The 14565-nt window shown below is 44.3% G+C and carries 14 protein-coding genes and 2 pseudogenes; 6 read left to right on the top strand and 10 right to left on the bottom strand.

What is annotated here, in order from left to right; translation table 11 throughout:
- The first annotated feature begins 89 nt into the window (after window positions 1-89).
- The 5 genes from BN1044_RS12210 to yiaA all read left to right on the top strand — a co-directional run bounded on the left by BN1044_RS12210 (window position 90) and on the right by yiaA (window position 6617).
- Entirely contained in the window at window positions 90-1373 is a 1284-nt protein-coding gene (locus tag BN1044_RS12210; RefSeq protein WP_072308942.1) for an amino acid permease, read from the top strand.
- 135 nt (window positions 1374-1508) lie between these two features.
- Window positions 1509-3026: a sigma-54 interaction domain-containing protein gene (locus BN1044_RS12205; protein ID WP_211095733.1), complete on the top strand. Its 1518-nt coding sequence runs from the start codon at window positions 1509-1511 to the stop codon at window positions 3024-3026.
- A gap of 415 nt (window positions 3027-3441) precedes the next feature.
- Window positions 3442-4080 carry an OB-fold-containig protein gene (locus tag BN1044_RS12200; RefSeq protein ID WP_072308940.1) on the top strand — a complete coding sequence of 213 codons (639 nt, stop codon included), beginning with the start codon at window positions 3442-3444 and terminating at the stop codon, window positions 4078-4080.
- 35 nt (window positions 4081-4115) lie between these two features.
- Window positions 4116-5846, top strand: coding sequence for a flotillin family protein (locus tag BN1044_RS12195; protein ID WP_139130936.1), 1731 nt, complete (start codon window positions 4116-4118; stop codon window positions 5844-5846).
- A 321-nt stretch (window positions 5847-6167) separates the two neighbouring features.
- Window positions 6168-6617 (top strand): inner membrane protein YiaA, encoded by a 450-nt coding sequence (gene yiaA / locus BN1044_RS12190; RefSeq protein WP_072308939.1) that lies wholly within the window; start codon window positions 6168-6170, stop codon window positions 6615-6617.
- 38 nt (window positions 6618-6655) lie between these two features.
- Here the strand turns inward: yiaA and BN1044_RS12185 are convergent, their stop codons facing one another.
- The 10 genes and pseudogenes from BN1044_RS12185 to BN1044_RS12145 form a co-directional block, all read right to left on the bottom strand.
- Window positions 6656-7321 carry a YidX family protein gene (locus tag BN1044_RS12185; protein ID WP_072308938.1) on the bottom strand — a complete coding sequence of 222 codons (666 nt, stop codon included), beginning with the start codon at window positions 7319-7321 and terminating at the stop codon, window positions 6656-6658.
- Window positions 7322-7778: 457 nt separating this feature from the next.
- Window positions 7779-7953, bottom strand: a pseudogene (locus BN1044_RS23910) (integrase); the annotation flags it as partial.
- Window positions 7954-8151: 198 nt separating this feature from the next.
- Window positions 8152-8997, bottom strand: coding sequence for a DUF4942 domain-containing protein (locus BN1044_RS12180; RefSeq protein ID WP_072308937.1), 846 nt, complete (start codon window positions 8995-8997; stop codon window positions 8152-8154).
- Between the two features lie 86 nt (window positions 8998-9083).
- Entirely contained in the window at window positions 9084-9470 is a 387-nt protein-coding gene (locus tag BN1044_RS12175) for a TA system toxin CbtA family protein (RefSeq protein ID WP_072308936.1), read from the bottom strand.
- 55 nt (window positions 9471-9525) lie between these two features.
- Window positions 9526-9883, bottom strand: a pseudogene (locus tag BN1044_RS12170) (type IV toxin-antitoxin system YeeU family antitoxin).
- 24 nt (window positions 9884-9907) lie between these two features.
- Window positions 9908-10129 carry a DUF987 domain-containing protein gene (locus tag BN1044_RS12165; protein ID WP_072308935.1) on the bottom strand — a complete coding sequence of 74 codons (222 nt, stop codon included), beginning with the start codon at window positions 10127-10129 and terminating at the stop codon, window positions 9908-9910.
- Between the two features lie 13 nt (window positions 10130-10142).
- The gene (radC, locus tag BN1044_RS12160) at window positions 10143-10622 is read right to left on the bottom strand and encodes a RadC family protein (protein ID WP_072308934.1); all 480 of its coding nucleotides are present in this window, start codon (window positions 10620-10622) and stop codon (window positions 10143-10145) included.
- 11 nt (window positions 10623-10633) lie between these two features.
- Window positions 10634-11083 (bottom strand): antirestriction protein, encoded by a 450-nt coding sequence (locus tag BN1044_RS12155; RefSeq protein WP_072308933.1) that lies wholly within the window; start codon window positions 11081-11083, stop codon window positions 10634-10636.
- A gap of 32 nt (window positions 11084-11115) precedes the next feature.
- On the bottom strand, window positions 11116-11937 hold the full coding sequence (locus tag BN1044_RS12150; protein WP_072308932.1) for a DUF932 domain-containing protein: 822 nt from the start codon (window positions 11935-11937) through the stop codon (window positions 11116-11118).
- A 297-nt stretch (window positions 11938-12234) separates the two neighbouring features.
- Window positions 12235-13221, bottom strand: coding sequence for a hypothetical protein (locus BN1044_RS12145; RefSeq protein WP_072308931.1), 987 nt, complete (start codon window positions 13219-13221; stop codon window positions 12235-12237).
- A gap of 619 nt (window positions 13222-13840) precedes the next feature.
- Between BN1044_RS12145 and BN1044_RS12140 the strand changes: the two genes are divergently transcribed.
- On the top strand, window positions 13841-14482 hold the full coding sequence (locus BN1044_RS12140; protein ID WP_072308930.1) for an inovirus Gp2 family protein: 642 nt from the start codon (window positions 13841-13843) through the stop codon (window positions 14480-14482).
- Window positions 14483-14565 lie beyond the last annotated feature (83 nt).

The raw sequence follows: 14565 nt of genomic DNA, 5'->3' as shown, positions 1-14565 counted from the left end.
TAAGAGGAAACAGTCGAGTGCGCGCATATAAAACAGATAGGCACCGGCTGCAATTTTGACTCTCTCGATTATTCAGACAGGAGTAACTCATGTCGACCATTGCTTCCTTAAGTGAAACAAAGCGGCAATACAAAAGCATCCCCCTTACAGCTTATGATATTGGCTGGATATTGCTGTGCATCGGCATGGCTATTGGGGCAGGAACCGTGTTAGTACCTGTACAAATTGGTCTGAAAGGTATTTGGGTATTTATTGTCGCATTTTTAATCGCCTATCCAGCGACCTACATGCTACAGAATCTTTATATGAAAACGCTCTCTGAGAGCGATATCTGTGAAGACTACTCCAACATTATTACCCAGTATCTTGGTAAAAACTGGGGGATCGCGCTAGGGATCATCTATTTCATCATGCTGGTCCACGGCATGTTTATCTATTCTATTTCAGTGATTTACGATAGTGCGTCATATTTAAAAACGTTTGGGGTAACAGACCAGATTCTGTCTGACTCCGCAGTTTATAAACTCATCGTTTTTATGGTGTTAGTGTTCATTGCTTCCCGAGGTGAACGCCTGCTGTTTAAAATATCAGGGCCAATGGTTGTCATCAAAGTTGGCATTATTATTTTGCTCGGCTTAGTCATGATCCCCCACTGGGATTTAAACAATATTACGGCATTTCCTGAAATGGGTGTTTTCTGTCGTGATGTGTTATTAACGGCGCCCTTTGCTTTCTTCTCTGCTGTCTTCGTACAGATCTTAAACCCTATGAACATTGCCTATAGAAAAAGAGAGGAAGATAAGCAGCTAGCCACCTATAAAGCAATCCGTGTGCATCGGATTTCCTATATTATCCTCATTAGTATAATTATATTTTTTTCATTCTCCTTTACCTTCTCAATGAGCCACGAGCAAGCCGTAGAAGCCTTTAACCTAAATATTTCTGCTCTTGCCATGGCTGCAAAAGTTATCCCTGGAACACTCGTCCACGTTATGACTACGCTGCTCAACATTTTTGCAGTATTAACGGCTTTTTTGGGTATCTATCTAGGTTTTCAAGAAGCGGTTAAAGGCATTTTAGTTAATATTATTCAGCGCTTCATTCCAGAAGATAGGATCAACCATAAAGCGCTTGGGCTTGGTGTTTACGTCTTTATCGTCCTTCTATTGTTTGCTTGGGTTTCTCTCGGGTTCTCTGTGGTGATATTTTTCCATATCGGCAGCCCACTTTACGGTATCGTATCATGCTTAATCCCATGCTATCTTGTCTATAAAGTCAAAAAACTACATAAATTCAAAGGAGTGCAAACCTGGTGTGTGTTGGCGTTTGGCATTTTGCTGGTCATATCACCGTTCCTTAAATTTTTTGAATAGCGGTTAGTCCATTCCAAAAATCTCTCAGTATTGTGATGTCCGGCGGGTACCAAATCACTCGCCGGACAATCTGCAATTGCCCAACGAACAAACATTGCTACCATAGTCGCCATACATTTGACTCTGGTGGTTATCATGCTTACCGTTGGATGGAATATAAAAACTATCGATCGCACTGCCATGATTGCTGATGTAATTAGTGAGTTCAGCAACATGGATATTTATATTGATACTTTGCACGTATCATCTTGTGAAATTTTTATTCGTTTTAGCATTCCCTCGGAAAAAAAACTTCAGTTTCTTTTAGGCAACCTTCTGGTTAATAATGATATTTTGAGTATTTACCCGGCTAAAGACGAATCCACTGTATTATCACTGTCCAACTATGCCCATATCGTTATTTCAAATTATGGCGTCATTAATGACTTTAGCCCTAGCGCAGAGGCAACATTCAACCTCTTACGCCACGAAGTGATTGGTAGGAATATATCTACACTTATTGACTGGGAGGAAGTTAAGGATTTTCGCTGTGGTAAAGTCAGCACTAAAGAAATTGGAAACAAGATAACAGGGGCATTTATTAGCTGCACTATCCGCCCCATTTTGCATAACAACAAAATTACTGGTGCCAATATCATTCTTGGCAAAGCCAAGAATGCATCGCTGACACACAAGCCCAAGAGTAAAAAACTATCTTCTGATTTCGATGAGCTCATTTACGCAAGCCCCATTATGGCTGACTGCTTAGCCGCAGCACGCAAAATAGCGCAAAGCAAATACACCGTCCTCATTCGCGGCGAAACGGGGACAGGTAAGGAGCTGATTGCGCGATCTATTCACGATTCCAGTGAACGACGCAATAATGCATTTGAAGCCATAAACTGCGCTGCGATCCCCGAATCTTTAGTTGAAAGTGAACTGTTTGGCTATGAATATGGCGCTTTTAGCGGTGCACTTAAAGGCGGGAAAATGGGTCTGTTTGAAAGTGCCAATCACGGCACTGTTTTTCTTGATGAATTTGGTGAGCTTTCACTTTCCCTTCAAAGTAAGCTCCTGCGAGTGTTGCAAGACGGAATGATTAAACGCGTAGGAGGACTCAAAACACAGCATGTTAATGTGAGAGTGATTGTTGCCACCAACCAAAATCTAGAGCATCTGATTGAACAGAAGCAGTTTCGTGAAGATCTCTATTATCGTGTAAATATCCTGCCTATCGTCATCCCTCCACTTAGAGATCGTAAAGAAGATATCCTTCCACTAGTCAGCTATTTTTTCCAAAAATACAGCCTAGAATTGGATAAAAAGCTCACTCTGCTACCTAGCGCTCTCGCGACGCTAACCGCGTACTCATGGCCTGGGAATGTTCGTGAATTAAAGAATATCCTACTCAGAACTATGCTATTAGCAGATAAACAAGAGATTGCTGATATCGATATTCCGTTGCCACAAAATAATAATCTAGAAATGCATACTCACGATGATAGCATTAAGGCTATGATTGAAAAGCAAGAGTACGAGATTATTAGAAAACATCTAGTTTCATTAGGTTCTGCCAGAAAAGTCGCAGGCCAAATCGGGCTATCCCATACCACAGTGCTCAATAAAATTAAGCAGTATCATTTAGAGCATTTGCTATCACGTAACAGAAAGTAGCCTCTTGGGGTTCAAATATCTTTATTATTACTATGTTTTATATGAATAAGATTATTTCTACCTCAAATTGAGGCCCCCCACATTTACAAAGTGAATTACACAGATGACCCCAGAGGCACGAAAAATTCATTCATAGCCAGATAAGGTCACAGTCTCCCCGTACTATCATGAAGTAGCCAACTGCTCTATGTCTAAAAAACATTAAATTACGATTATTTATATCGTTAAATTTATTTTCGGCGAGATAAAAACCCATATAAGGCAAAAAAACTCAAGCCTCAATAAATTCCTATTAAATATAATTAAAAATTATTTCACCTCAGTATTTTCCTATATCTCTGTGCCTCCGTATCCGAAATAAAAAAATAACGTTAGAATAGTCGTTATTACGGATATACATAGAAAGGATCTCCTAGTGGTACTACTATCAGCCTATAACGCTCCTTTTCTTTTCGCGCTCGCATTCATCATTTCACTAGGTGTATTAGAGATATTATCGTTATTAATAGGCGCAAGTGCATTCAGCCATATAGATTCCTCTCTAGAAACTCATCTTGATCTTGCTAGCGGAGATAATCTGCTAGTACAAGCGCTAAGCTGGTTGCATATTGGCAGGCTTCCGTTGCTGGTTGCACTCGTTTTGCTACTGGGTAGTTTTGCTATTATTGGCATCAGCGGGCAATACCTAATGATTAGCCTGCTTCAAACGCCGTTATCTGCAGGGGCAATGGCCCTGATTTCATTTGCTCTATCGCTGCCGACTTTACATTTCATAGGTCGATGGCTTGCCCCTTATCTTCCGAAAGATGAATCCTTCGCCGTATCAGAAGATAGTTTTGTTGGCTCAATGGCTCTCGTTACTCAATCAGCAGAGCAACCCGGCATGTCTGCCGAATGCAAAATTATTGATACCTTCGGCCAATCTCACTATTTATTGATTGAGCCAGAAAGTTCAGACGTTATTTTTATCCGAGGAGAACGTGTGCTAATTATTGCCCAAATAACGGCAGCGCGATTTTTAGCAAGTAAAAACCCTTGGCCTAATTTACTGTAGTTCTATATTACTTAATGATATCAAAAGGAAATTTTATGTTTGAAATGGATAGCATCCCTTATTGGGGATTTGTTTCATTTGGCGTATTAATCGTATTGTTGGTGATCGGGATTATTTTTTCTCGACTCTATGAGCGTGCTTCTGCCGAGCAATCTTTTGTTCGAACCGGTTTAGGGGGGCTGAAAGTCGTGATGAGCGGAGGTGCTATTGTACTTCCTATATTTCATGAGCTTATCCATATCAATATGAATACCCTCAAGCTGGAAGTCAGCCGCTCCATGAAAGACAGCTTGATCACCAAAGACCGTATGCGAGTCGATGTGGTCGTCGCATTCTTTGTTCGTGTTAAGCCAACGATTGAAGGCATCGCAACCGCTGCACAGACTTTAGGACAAAGAACGCTGTCCCCAGAGGATCTGCGGATCCTTATCGAAGATAAATTTGTAGATGCACTGCGTGCAACGGCATCACAAATGACCATGCATGACCTGCAAGATACCCGCGAACACTTCGTTCAAGGCGTACAAAATACGGTCGCAGAGGATTTAACCAAGAACGGCCTAGAGCTGGAAAGTGTTTCATTAACCAACTTTAACCAAACCTCAAAAGAGTTCTTCGACCCTAACAATGCGTTTGATGCAGAGGGGCTAACCAAGCTGACTCAGGAAACCGAACGCCGCCGCCGTGAACGTAACGAAGTCGAACAAGACATAGAAGTGGCCGTGCGTGAAAAGAACCGCGATGCCATGTCACGTAAGCTAGAAATTGAGCAGCAAGAATCGTTCATGACCTTTGACCAAGAGCAGCAGGTGAAAACCCGTAGCGCTGAGCAAAGCGCCAACATTGCTGTATTTGAGGCTGAACGTCGTCGAGAAGCTGAACAGAGTCGTATTAGTACTGAACGTCAGATCCAGGAAGCAGAAATCGCGCGAGAGCAGGCTGTTCGCACTCGTAAGGTGGAGGCTGAACGTGAAATTAGAATAAAAGAAATTGAACAACAGCAAGTTACCGAAATCGCAGCACAGGACAAAGATATTGCTATTGCCAGTAAATCTGAACAGCAATCCCAAGCTCAAGCAAGGGCAAACGATGCATTAGCCGAGGCAGTCCGAGCCGAAGAGCATGTGGTGACAACCAGAGAAACTGCAGAGGCGGATCGTGCAAAACAGGTTGCATTAATCGTTGCTAAACAATCAGCAGAAACCGAAGCCGTACAGTTAACGCTAAAGGCACAAGCCGAGAAAGAAGCAGCGGAACTGCAAGCATCAGCCATCATTAAACTTGCTGAAGCAACATTGAAGAAAGGGTTGGCTGAAGCTGAAGCCCAGAGGGCGTTAAACGATGCGGTCAATATACTGTCGGATAATCAGACCAGCTTAAAATTCAAATTGGCGCTATTGCAGTCCCTGCCTAGCATCATTGAGAAATCCGTTGAGCCAATGAAATCTATCGACGGAATTAAAATAATTCAGGTTGACGGTTTAAACCGTAATGGTTCTGCCACAGCCGGAAGCTCATCAGAACCAAGCAACAATGGTGGCGGTAATCTCGCAGAACAAGCGATGACGGCTGCATTATCCTACCGTACGCATGCACCTATTGTAGATTCTCTGCTCAAAGAAGTCGGCCTTTCTGGTGGTTCACTAGCCGCACTCACAGCAGCATTACCCAACACTCTTGGCCATGCAGACCTAACAGCGGCTGAGCATCCTGTACAAGAAAATATATCGGTTGTTAGCAACGAAAATCCTCCGCTACCTGCTTAAGATATTTTCAGCATAACTAGGCCGTGTCAGACGTTTTTCAGTAGAGTTTTGCGATAAACATCTGACGCGGTCTAGCGTCATGCCACAAAAAATGGCCTACTAAGACTAGGGCTAATTTGACGCACGGGTAAGTGGCCGCCATTGTAGCGATGGGCGCGTCGTGTGACCTCCTCACGTACAATCAGCGGCCGCATGTTTGCGAATCAAAAATTATTCTTGGAGTCACTATCTTGGAATGATGCGTTAGTCCATATGGACCAACCAAAAATTGAGTAGCGGATAGTTCCCGTGCTCTAAAATCAACAAGGAACGAGGTTTTTAATGAAAACAGCTTTGAAAAATACTTCTCAGGCTTTTAATGCTATGTCTTGGCTGGCACTGGGCGGTGGCGTTGTGGTCTACCTGATAGGACTCTGGCGTTCTGATATGGCATTGAACGAAAGGGGATACTATTTTGCCGTGATGTTGCTCGGATTATTCGCATCAGTATCACTGCAAAAAACGGTGCGGGACCGTATTGAAGGCATTCCTACCAGCCACATCTATTACATCTCTTGTGTTGCCTCTTTTGCCATCTCTATTGTTCTGTTGGCGATTGGCTTGTGGAATGCCGGGTTGTTGCCAAGCGAAAAAGGCTTCTATGCCATCGCCTTTTTCCTGAGTTTATTTGGTGCTATTTCAGTACAGAAAAACGTCCGGGATTCTCAGGCTGAGTACGGCGATGTCATTCAGAATAAAGTGAATGAAACGCCGCTTGCCGAAGAAGAGTAATTCTTCCAGTGTGCAGGTATTCCTGCACACACAAAATATCAATGGTGGGTAGCAACGGAAACGATAAGAAACTGTAGAGGTAGCGTCACCACGTCTAATGCTAGAGTGACCGGCAACAGAACCCAAGCCGATCTTGGTCCAATGAGGTCTCTTTTATACTGATAGAATTCAACAACAAATGGGTGGTAAAAAGGGAGAAGTTTTACTGCATTCTGATCGCTATTTTTCTGATGGATAGTTCCGCTTAAATTGTTTATCGATAGTGAACATGTGATGGCGTTATCTTTACAAATAAATCCATATCCTATCGCTGCAGTTTTATCTTTTTCATTAGTCCACGTGTAGCTTAGCGTAATTTCTCCCTCGAATTCTTTTTTATCTGGATTAATTAGAAAATGTACGTTGTTAGCAACCTTTATTTTTTCCCGATAGATAGCGGGATCCATTAACAGTTCAACAACGTTATCCCCGCCTTTTGTAAGAAGGTAGTCAAAATGTTTTCCGACAAATACCCAACCGGTTATTCCGTTACTATTTTTGCCTAACGAGAGCGCGGTGATGGTATCGGATTTCCAAGTTGATTTATGGAAATCGTTACTCCGATCGGTAGAGAGCATCAGACCCAATGATATACAGCCTGATAACGAGGAACAAACTAGCAAAAGGCATAATATTCTGATAATTAATTTTTTGTAGCAAAACATACTTTAAATTTTTCACGAATTGAATTGGTCTAGCCACGTTACTAATAAAAATTAATATTTGCAACCCATGCAGAATAAATTAGGAATATCGGATATTTTTTCATATCAACCACATGAAAATAAAGAAGTTAATAAAATTAATGAAATTGACGCCACTATTTTTTAATGGTGCTCACAGATAAAAAATCCATATAAACACATCCATTATAAATAACGCAAGACTTCACTATAAGCTTGGCAACTTAACGCACTAGATTGAATTAAAAATTCATTTATCTTAAAAAATAGAGCCGTAATGAAATCAAACTCGGGAATAAGCTGAAATGAAAATAGACGTATTTATGATGATGCCTTATAGCGCTCAATGACATTATCAGAACCACATTCTGGCATGTCGTTGTCATATTCATTTATCCCTTCATCACGTTAAAAAGAAAATAAGCTCAAGCTATATGGTAATTGCTTGGCTGGAAAGTGGCACAAGGTGAGAACGACGCAATTTCATCATCTCAATAACCCACCAAGTACACTTATCGAAATCTATCCAACCATACGCAACGAACGCCTGTTAGCATCAAAAGCAGTGTAGCCAACCGCGTGATGGGGCTACCGGTATACATGGCGAGTGCTTGAGACAGAAAAATCCAGTGATTTCAGAGAGTATAAAGGAGAAAAAGCGAATTCAGTTGAGGTGTGTTGACTTGAAAATGGTACCCTACAGGATTCGAATACACCAGTCATTCATATGTTTTATATGAATAAAATCGTGTTCGATGAAATTTGTACCAACATTTATACCAACAGATAAGTTTGTTAGAAAATATAGACCATTATCGATGGGCCAACATGCCCGGATAATGATTGGCAATGATATCATTCATTCGCTCAATCAGCTCCGGGCGCTTGAATGTCAGATGAGCGGTTCCCTTCTGAAAGTAACGAATGCTGAAGAATTCATCTTCGTAAACGTCCTTAGTCGGATTATCACGAATATACTCCATCATACGGGTAGAGATATCACTTCGGTTGTCAGGGATGGATTTTCCATCCAGTAGAAACAGCATTCGCTCCAGGTCCGCTAGTTGATCCCGTCGCCAACCCCAGTTCAAACTAAATCCCCAGCGATTGTGACTCACCAGATTGTTGACGATGATCTTTTTACCAAAGCTGCAGGGACTATTGGTTTTGTAATCCCACGACAGGCCTTTGAAGACGTTAATGATGCCACGTTCAAAGACATCCCTTTTATTCAAATGTAACTGCTCAAAGGTACTGAGGATATTGGCTTCGCTGATCTCAGGAATGTTGTCACTCTCAAGGTTTTTGTCCCACTGGTCACGTGCCTGAGCGTCCATCAACGAGATCATCCCTGATCTTTGCATCAAATCTCGCCAGATACTGCGATCAATATTACAGGTAATGGTACTCATTGCGGTTTTCACGTTTTCCATGAGCCAGCAGCCACAACGAAAGTCCTGACGCATCGCCCAGTCACGGGCCGCTTTGCCACCGATGCTACTTGTCAGCGTCGAGATATCATCAAGTTCACGGATAAGGCTTTCAATCCGTGTCAGTGCAGTATTACGGCCTGTGACAATGCGTTCAATGCTGGTGGAGCAAATCACATCGGTGTATCCGGTTAACACTTCGGGTTCAGTGACATTTTGCACGACCATTATTTTTCTCCTTTATAGTCAGAAAAACACCAGCCGGTCAGGGCTGGTGTTTATGTACTTTCTGGACTCGGTTCGTTTTCTCCACATCATCGCTTGTCTGAAGTACTGACCTTCGGAGGTTGTCCTCTAGTAATAGCCGTCACCTCATTATACGTGCCACGGTTCATCAGCCCCGTTGCCTTTCTGGCCCGGAGGATATCAATGGCCCTAATAAATGGAGACTGCTCCATGATGCTGAAGCCTGGCCGGTCAGTGCGGACCAACTCGTACTTTTCAACAATAAAATTCAGGGCATCGGCCAGCAAGATACCCGCGTCGATATGCTGCTGAATCACCTGCTCATTACTGAACGGCGTGTCATTAAGCGTGAGACCATAGTGGTGTTCCAGCAGGCAGGTCAGCAGGGTCTGCCAGACACACACGGGAGACGGGCGTGACGATGCCGCCCGCATGAAGGGTAATGTAGTTTGCATAAGCGTTATCTCTTTAGTGGAAGACGTATGTGCTGGAGGGCTAAGTGTTACGGTGTTATTTTGTGGTGACGGGGGTGGGATAAATCGCGATATAAACATAGCCGTGCGAACCGAGCGTATCGGCTTCACAGGTCAGACCTTTTGCATACAACGTGACACAGTGCTGATGACGGAGGTTCAGTTCACCACTGGTGAGCATTAACTCCAGCTGTTTGAGCAATACCGGGAACGCCTGGTCAAGATGGCGTAAATCTGCATCACAGAACTGTCCGCTAACATTCGCCCGGTCAGCCAGGTAATGCAGGCGGTTTCCCTCCTGGACCAGACGAGCCCCAAAACACGGGGAAACTGCGCCTGAGCCCCCACCAAGGTTCGCTGATATCATGCGTTGTTATCGTGGTTTTCTTCGACAAAATGTAGTTCTCCTTAATCGTGAATTAATTCAGGCTTACGCTGCGAAATACGACATACGGGCCGTTGCAATCTTGGCGGCGCTCAGCGAATAAAGCCAGTACACCGCTGATATCTTCCACCTCGCGACCGGCATAGTGGCAGATGCTGCCGGACCACGCGTATTTGCCGGTACAGAAGCGAAACAACCGGGACTGTGGATGCTCGCGATATATCGCCATTGCCTGACGTTTACTGATAATTTTCATTAATAATCCTCTCTTACAACCAGCCCCGTTCAGCAAACGAGACGATATCCATACCGCCGATAACGAGGTGATCCAGGAGACGCACATCCACAAGGTCCAGAGCGTTCTTCAGTCGCTCTGTCACCCGTCTGTCAGCCTGGCTGGGTTCGGCATGGCCTGAGGGATGACAGTGAGCAACAATGACCGCTGCCGCATTGTATTTCAGGGAGGCTTTCACCACTTCCCGTGGATGGACTTCGGTGTGGCTGATGGTGCCTTTGAACAGCGTTTCGTGCGTAATCAGCCGGTGCTGGTTATCCAGCAGCAGCAGAACAAATGCCTCTCTTTCCTCCATTGTCAGCTGAAGACGTAACCAGTCACGTACTGAGCTGCTGGAGGTAAACGACGCGCCGGGCTCGCGTAACTGGCGCTCCAGAAGAGTCAGCGCCTCACGGATGGTCTGTTGTGCGGAGTCTGTCAGTTCATATGCAAACAGCGGTAACTGTTTTTCCATGGTGCAGGGCCTCAGTCGATGATGTGCATAATGGCGTTGCACTCAGGGTGGTTCAGCGCATAGTCGCGCAGACGGTAATAATGCTCCGTCATGGCATCGCACTCCGTGCGGCAGGCGTGGTGGCTGTAAGCCATCAGACAGGCCGCAATACCCGCAGCTTCAGCGCTCATTTCAGCCCCGTTACCATTCAGGATATTAAACAGTGACCAGAGACCGTCACTCTCTTCCGGAGCCATGAAGGCACCACCGTTGCTGAGAGTGTAAAAAGCCCAGACGCCACCGCTGTAATCCGCACACAACCGGTCCATCAAGGCAAAGATGCAGGGCTCAAGGGTTATCCATTGCGGGATGGAGCCAAAGTGCTGAGGCCAGAAAAGAAGGCGCTGTTCATCCGGTACAACAGTGGCCGCGAGGATGAATGGCTCTGTCACCCCAGGGGTCAGTGAAATGTGTTTATCCATTGATATATCACCTGTAATCAAAATGACTGGCATCAGCGGTCAGACAGGGCCAGCATGTTTTCGGTCATCACCCACAGGGCCCGGTTGAGCTTTACGTCCCCGTCAATGCCGTTCACGGCACGGGTACGACTGCGTTTACCCTGTGCGGTTCGTCCTGACAGCCCTCCCTTCATCAGGTTCTCCTGCACGCGCTGGTAAACGTTCCAGAGGTCATCGCTGCGGTCTTCAGAGCGACGGGGTGAGAGCACCTGCGCGGCAGTCACCGGCTGGTGGTCTTCACCAAAGCGATACGCCAGCGCGGCCTGCGCCAGTACCTGCTGTGCGGGTGGCGGTAATATCAGGGACTGCATCGCATCGCGCTTCTCCTCCACACGGTCAAAAATGCCCAGCACCTCGTAAGCCCCTTCAATGACTTTTTCCACCACATCTCCTTTATGCGGCACCCGCACTTCCCCGAATGACTGCCCGCAGACCAGGCCGTTGGTACAGACACCACGAAACAGGCCTGGCAGCATCTGATAGCTGGATGAGCCGTCATGGCTGTTGAGGAGGATAATTTCGGGCACCTGGTGGCCGGTTAACTGTCCGGCACGCCGCAGTCGCAGCATGTGCTTTGTGTGCTCCCGTCGGCTCTGGTCCCGAACGCGTGTCTGGCAGGCAAAGAAAGGCTCAAAGCCTTCACGCTTTAAACTGTCGAGTAGAGTAATGGTAGGGATGTATGTGTAACGCTCACTGCGGGATTCATGCTTTTCTTCGCTGAACACACTGGGAACATAGCTCATCAGCTCTTCACGTGTTAAAGGACGGTCGCGGCGTATCTGGTTCACCCGACCAAAACGACTGGCTAATTTCATGGTCAATTTCCTTTCTCAAAGAAACAAAAGAAAAGGCCATGCCCCTTACGGAACATGGCCTTTATTTCTGATTGATATAAAAAACAGGTATTGCTCTCAGAGACTGCGAAACCAATGCCGCAGCGAGTTAATTCGTGGGGACCCGCTTTTCTCAGTCAAACAAGATGCGATGAGGGATAATATTACCACTCACCTGCTCATCGTCATCCTGACCGAAGTTAAGTTTGTACCAACCAGTCTCTGTTATACAGATAGATTATGTATTCCTGAATTTTTATGCATGTTGCCTGTACCCCCTTACTTGATTTTACTTTTTAACTCAGGATTGAGATTCTGGATTTTAATATTTGCGGGCTCATGATAAATGCTGATTTTCAGTTCAGGATTAACATCGCTGTATGGCGCATAGCGGTGGAGGGAATATGAATCCTCCGTGCTGCCATTTTCAGTATACATAAGTGCCCCCTCAGGGTGCACAAAAGGAGAGCGTGGCGATTCATCAGAGAAAACCACATCATTCTTTTCATACTGCACACCAATAAAAAAACCGCCTTTATCAGATGACGAAGACTGATGAATAAAAAGAAGATGTGAATATTTATTCCTGCACCACCCTTTTGTCGCTACACTTTTGAAAGAGTGGTATCTGACAGAACTAAAATCAAGATGGCTCATTGCATTACAATATTTTTCTTTCAGAGAGGCATGTTTATTAAAACTAAAAGGAATGCAACATATATCACTAGCTTTGTATTTAACACTGACCTCACTGGAATTGCTCTCCTGCCTTTCAACTTTATACTCAACATTTATTTTGTTAAAAAAGATCAACCACAAATCGGCAAATGTAATCCTTGCGCTGTCGAACACACCCTCCCATTCATGGGGCTTCATTCCGTTTATTTTATCTTCTATAATTTTTCTTAATTCTTTTTCAAAGTCCAGGGCATTCAATTTTTCATTATTTATATGATTAACAGTAATAGAGCCCTTACCGGATAAATCCCCAAAGACTTTATAAAGACGTACGTTATGTTTTATATAAGGAGTACGCAAAGCAACACTGAACTCACCATCGTCTTTCTGCTGCTGTTCCATGACAGTCTTACTGGCATCACAGAAAGCATCAATCACCGGATCACCGTTGCTCTCGAAAAGCCTGAATGAAACCAGTTTCTCGATGACTTTCGAGTAACTCATATGGTTTTTTTCAGCGATTTCAACAATCAAATCCCTCAGTTTTTTCGATGAAAAATTGACGATCATTCGGTTTTTTCCTGCCATTAGTACCCTCCAGATTTTCTGTACCACCCTAACAAAGGGACGCACTTTTTACATTTTTATAATTTTATTTTTTGTTAAAGAGTGAATCACAACAAAGTGACTCACTTTCTTTAAAAACATATAGTTATTAAAATAACGCAAAAAAAACAGTTTCTCCAGCATTCGTTGATGAGAGGGGTTCTATCGGTGATGGATCACAGGTTTATCGTAAAAAATACTGGAATACTCCCTGATGTTTCTTCCCGCCAGTCCACATCTTCTTCACTAATCGATGGTTTGAGCGGTAGGTCTAAAACCAAGAGATTTCCTGCTGCTAACTACGGAGTGATTTTCAGGTGTATGTATGCTCTTTCTGAAGGTTTTCTTCTTCTATTGCAAATCCCCTGCTCCAGCCCTTCTGGGCTCCGTATTGTTAATAATGACCTGACAGTATTCACAGACAAACAGTAGTAATGCACCAGTAGTCACCCCCAAGGGGAGATTAGACATACAACGGTGAGCAGAAGCACTTGAGCAGACGACAAGAGGTATAACCCTGAGCAGAAGGGATAAGCATCAATTCGTAAATCATTACCAGAGATCCGATGAACTGAAACTAATCAGCTAAGGACTCAACGCAATGAGCAAGAAGACATCATGTAAAAACGTCTCTAATCAGTACTACGCCCGGCGTATAACAGAAACCATTGATAAAGCTCTGGAATACTATCCCCGGTTGTTGGCTGTCAGGTTTGACCTTCGCTTTCCTGACGAAGAAGAACGTCGGGACTGCCCTACACAGTGTTATGCAGGCCCAGACGTTATATCCCGCTTCATTGACTCAGTGAAATCCCAGATAGCCGAAGACATTAAGCGCAAGAGAAAAGCCGGTAAAGGATCGTTAACCTGCAAGATGAGATATTTCTGGGTAAGGGAGATTAATCAGGAGGAAACAAAGCACCACTATCACGTGGTTCTATTGCTTAACAAAGACGCTTATCCGTGGCCGGGCAAAAGACATACCGAAACGTCATTCGACCGCTACAGTGTTTTTCAGAAGGTCATTAATGCCTGGATACGGGCTATTAAACGTACAGACTCTGATAAAGACTTTCATGGACTGATTCACCTTCCTGTTTCTGGTTTTTACCAGTTAAACCGCAATAACCCTGACTTCAAAGCTGATTATGAAGAACTAACCGAAAGAGCCATGTATCTGGCTAAAGAGCGCAGCAAAGATAAATCAGACGGTTATCGTAACTTTGGTTGCTCTCAGAACTAATCCGTAAATCATTACTGGCAGGTGGATGTTGAGAAGGAGAATGCGTCAATGGCTAAATATCACCAGCGCTTCTCCATATCTCA

This window comes from Hafnia alvei, from assembly GCF_900095695.1.
In the GTDB taxonomy this organism is placed as follows: domain Bacteria; phylum Pseudomonadota; class Gammaproteobacteria; order Enterobacterales; family Enterobacteriaceae; genus Hafnia; species Hafnia alvei_B.
This window is presented reverse-complemented; position numbering and strand designations above follow the sequence as displayed.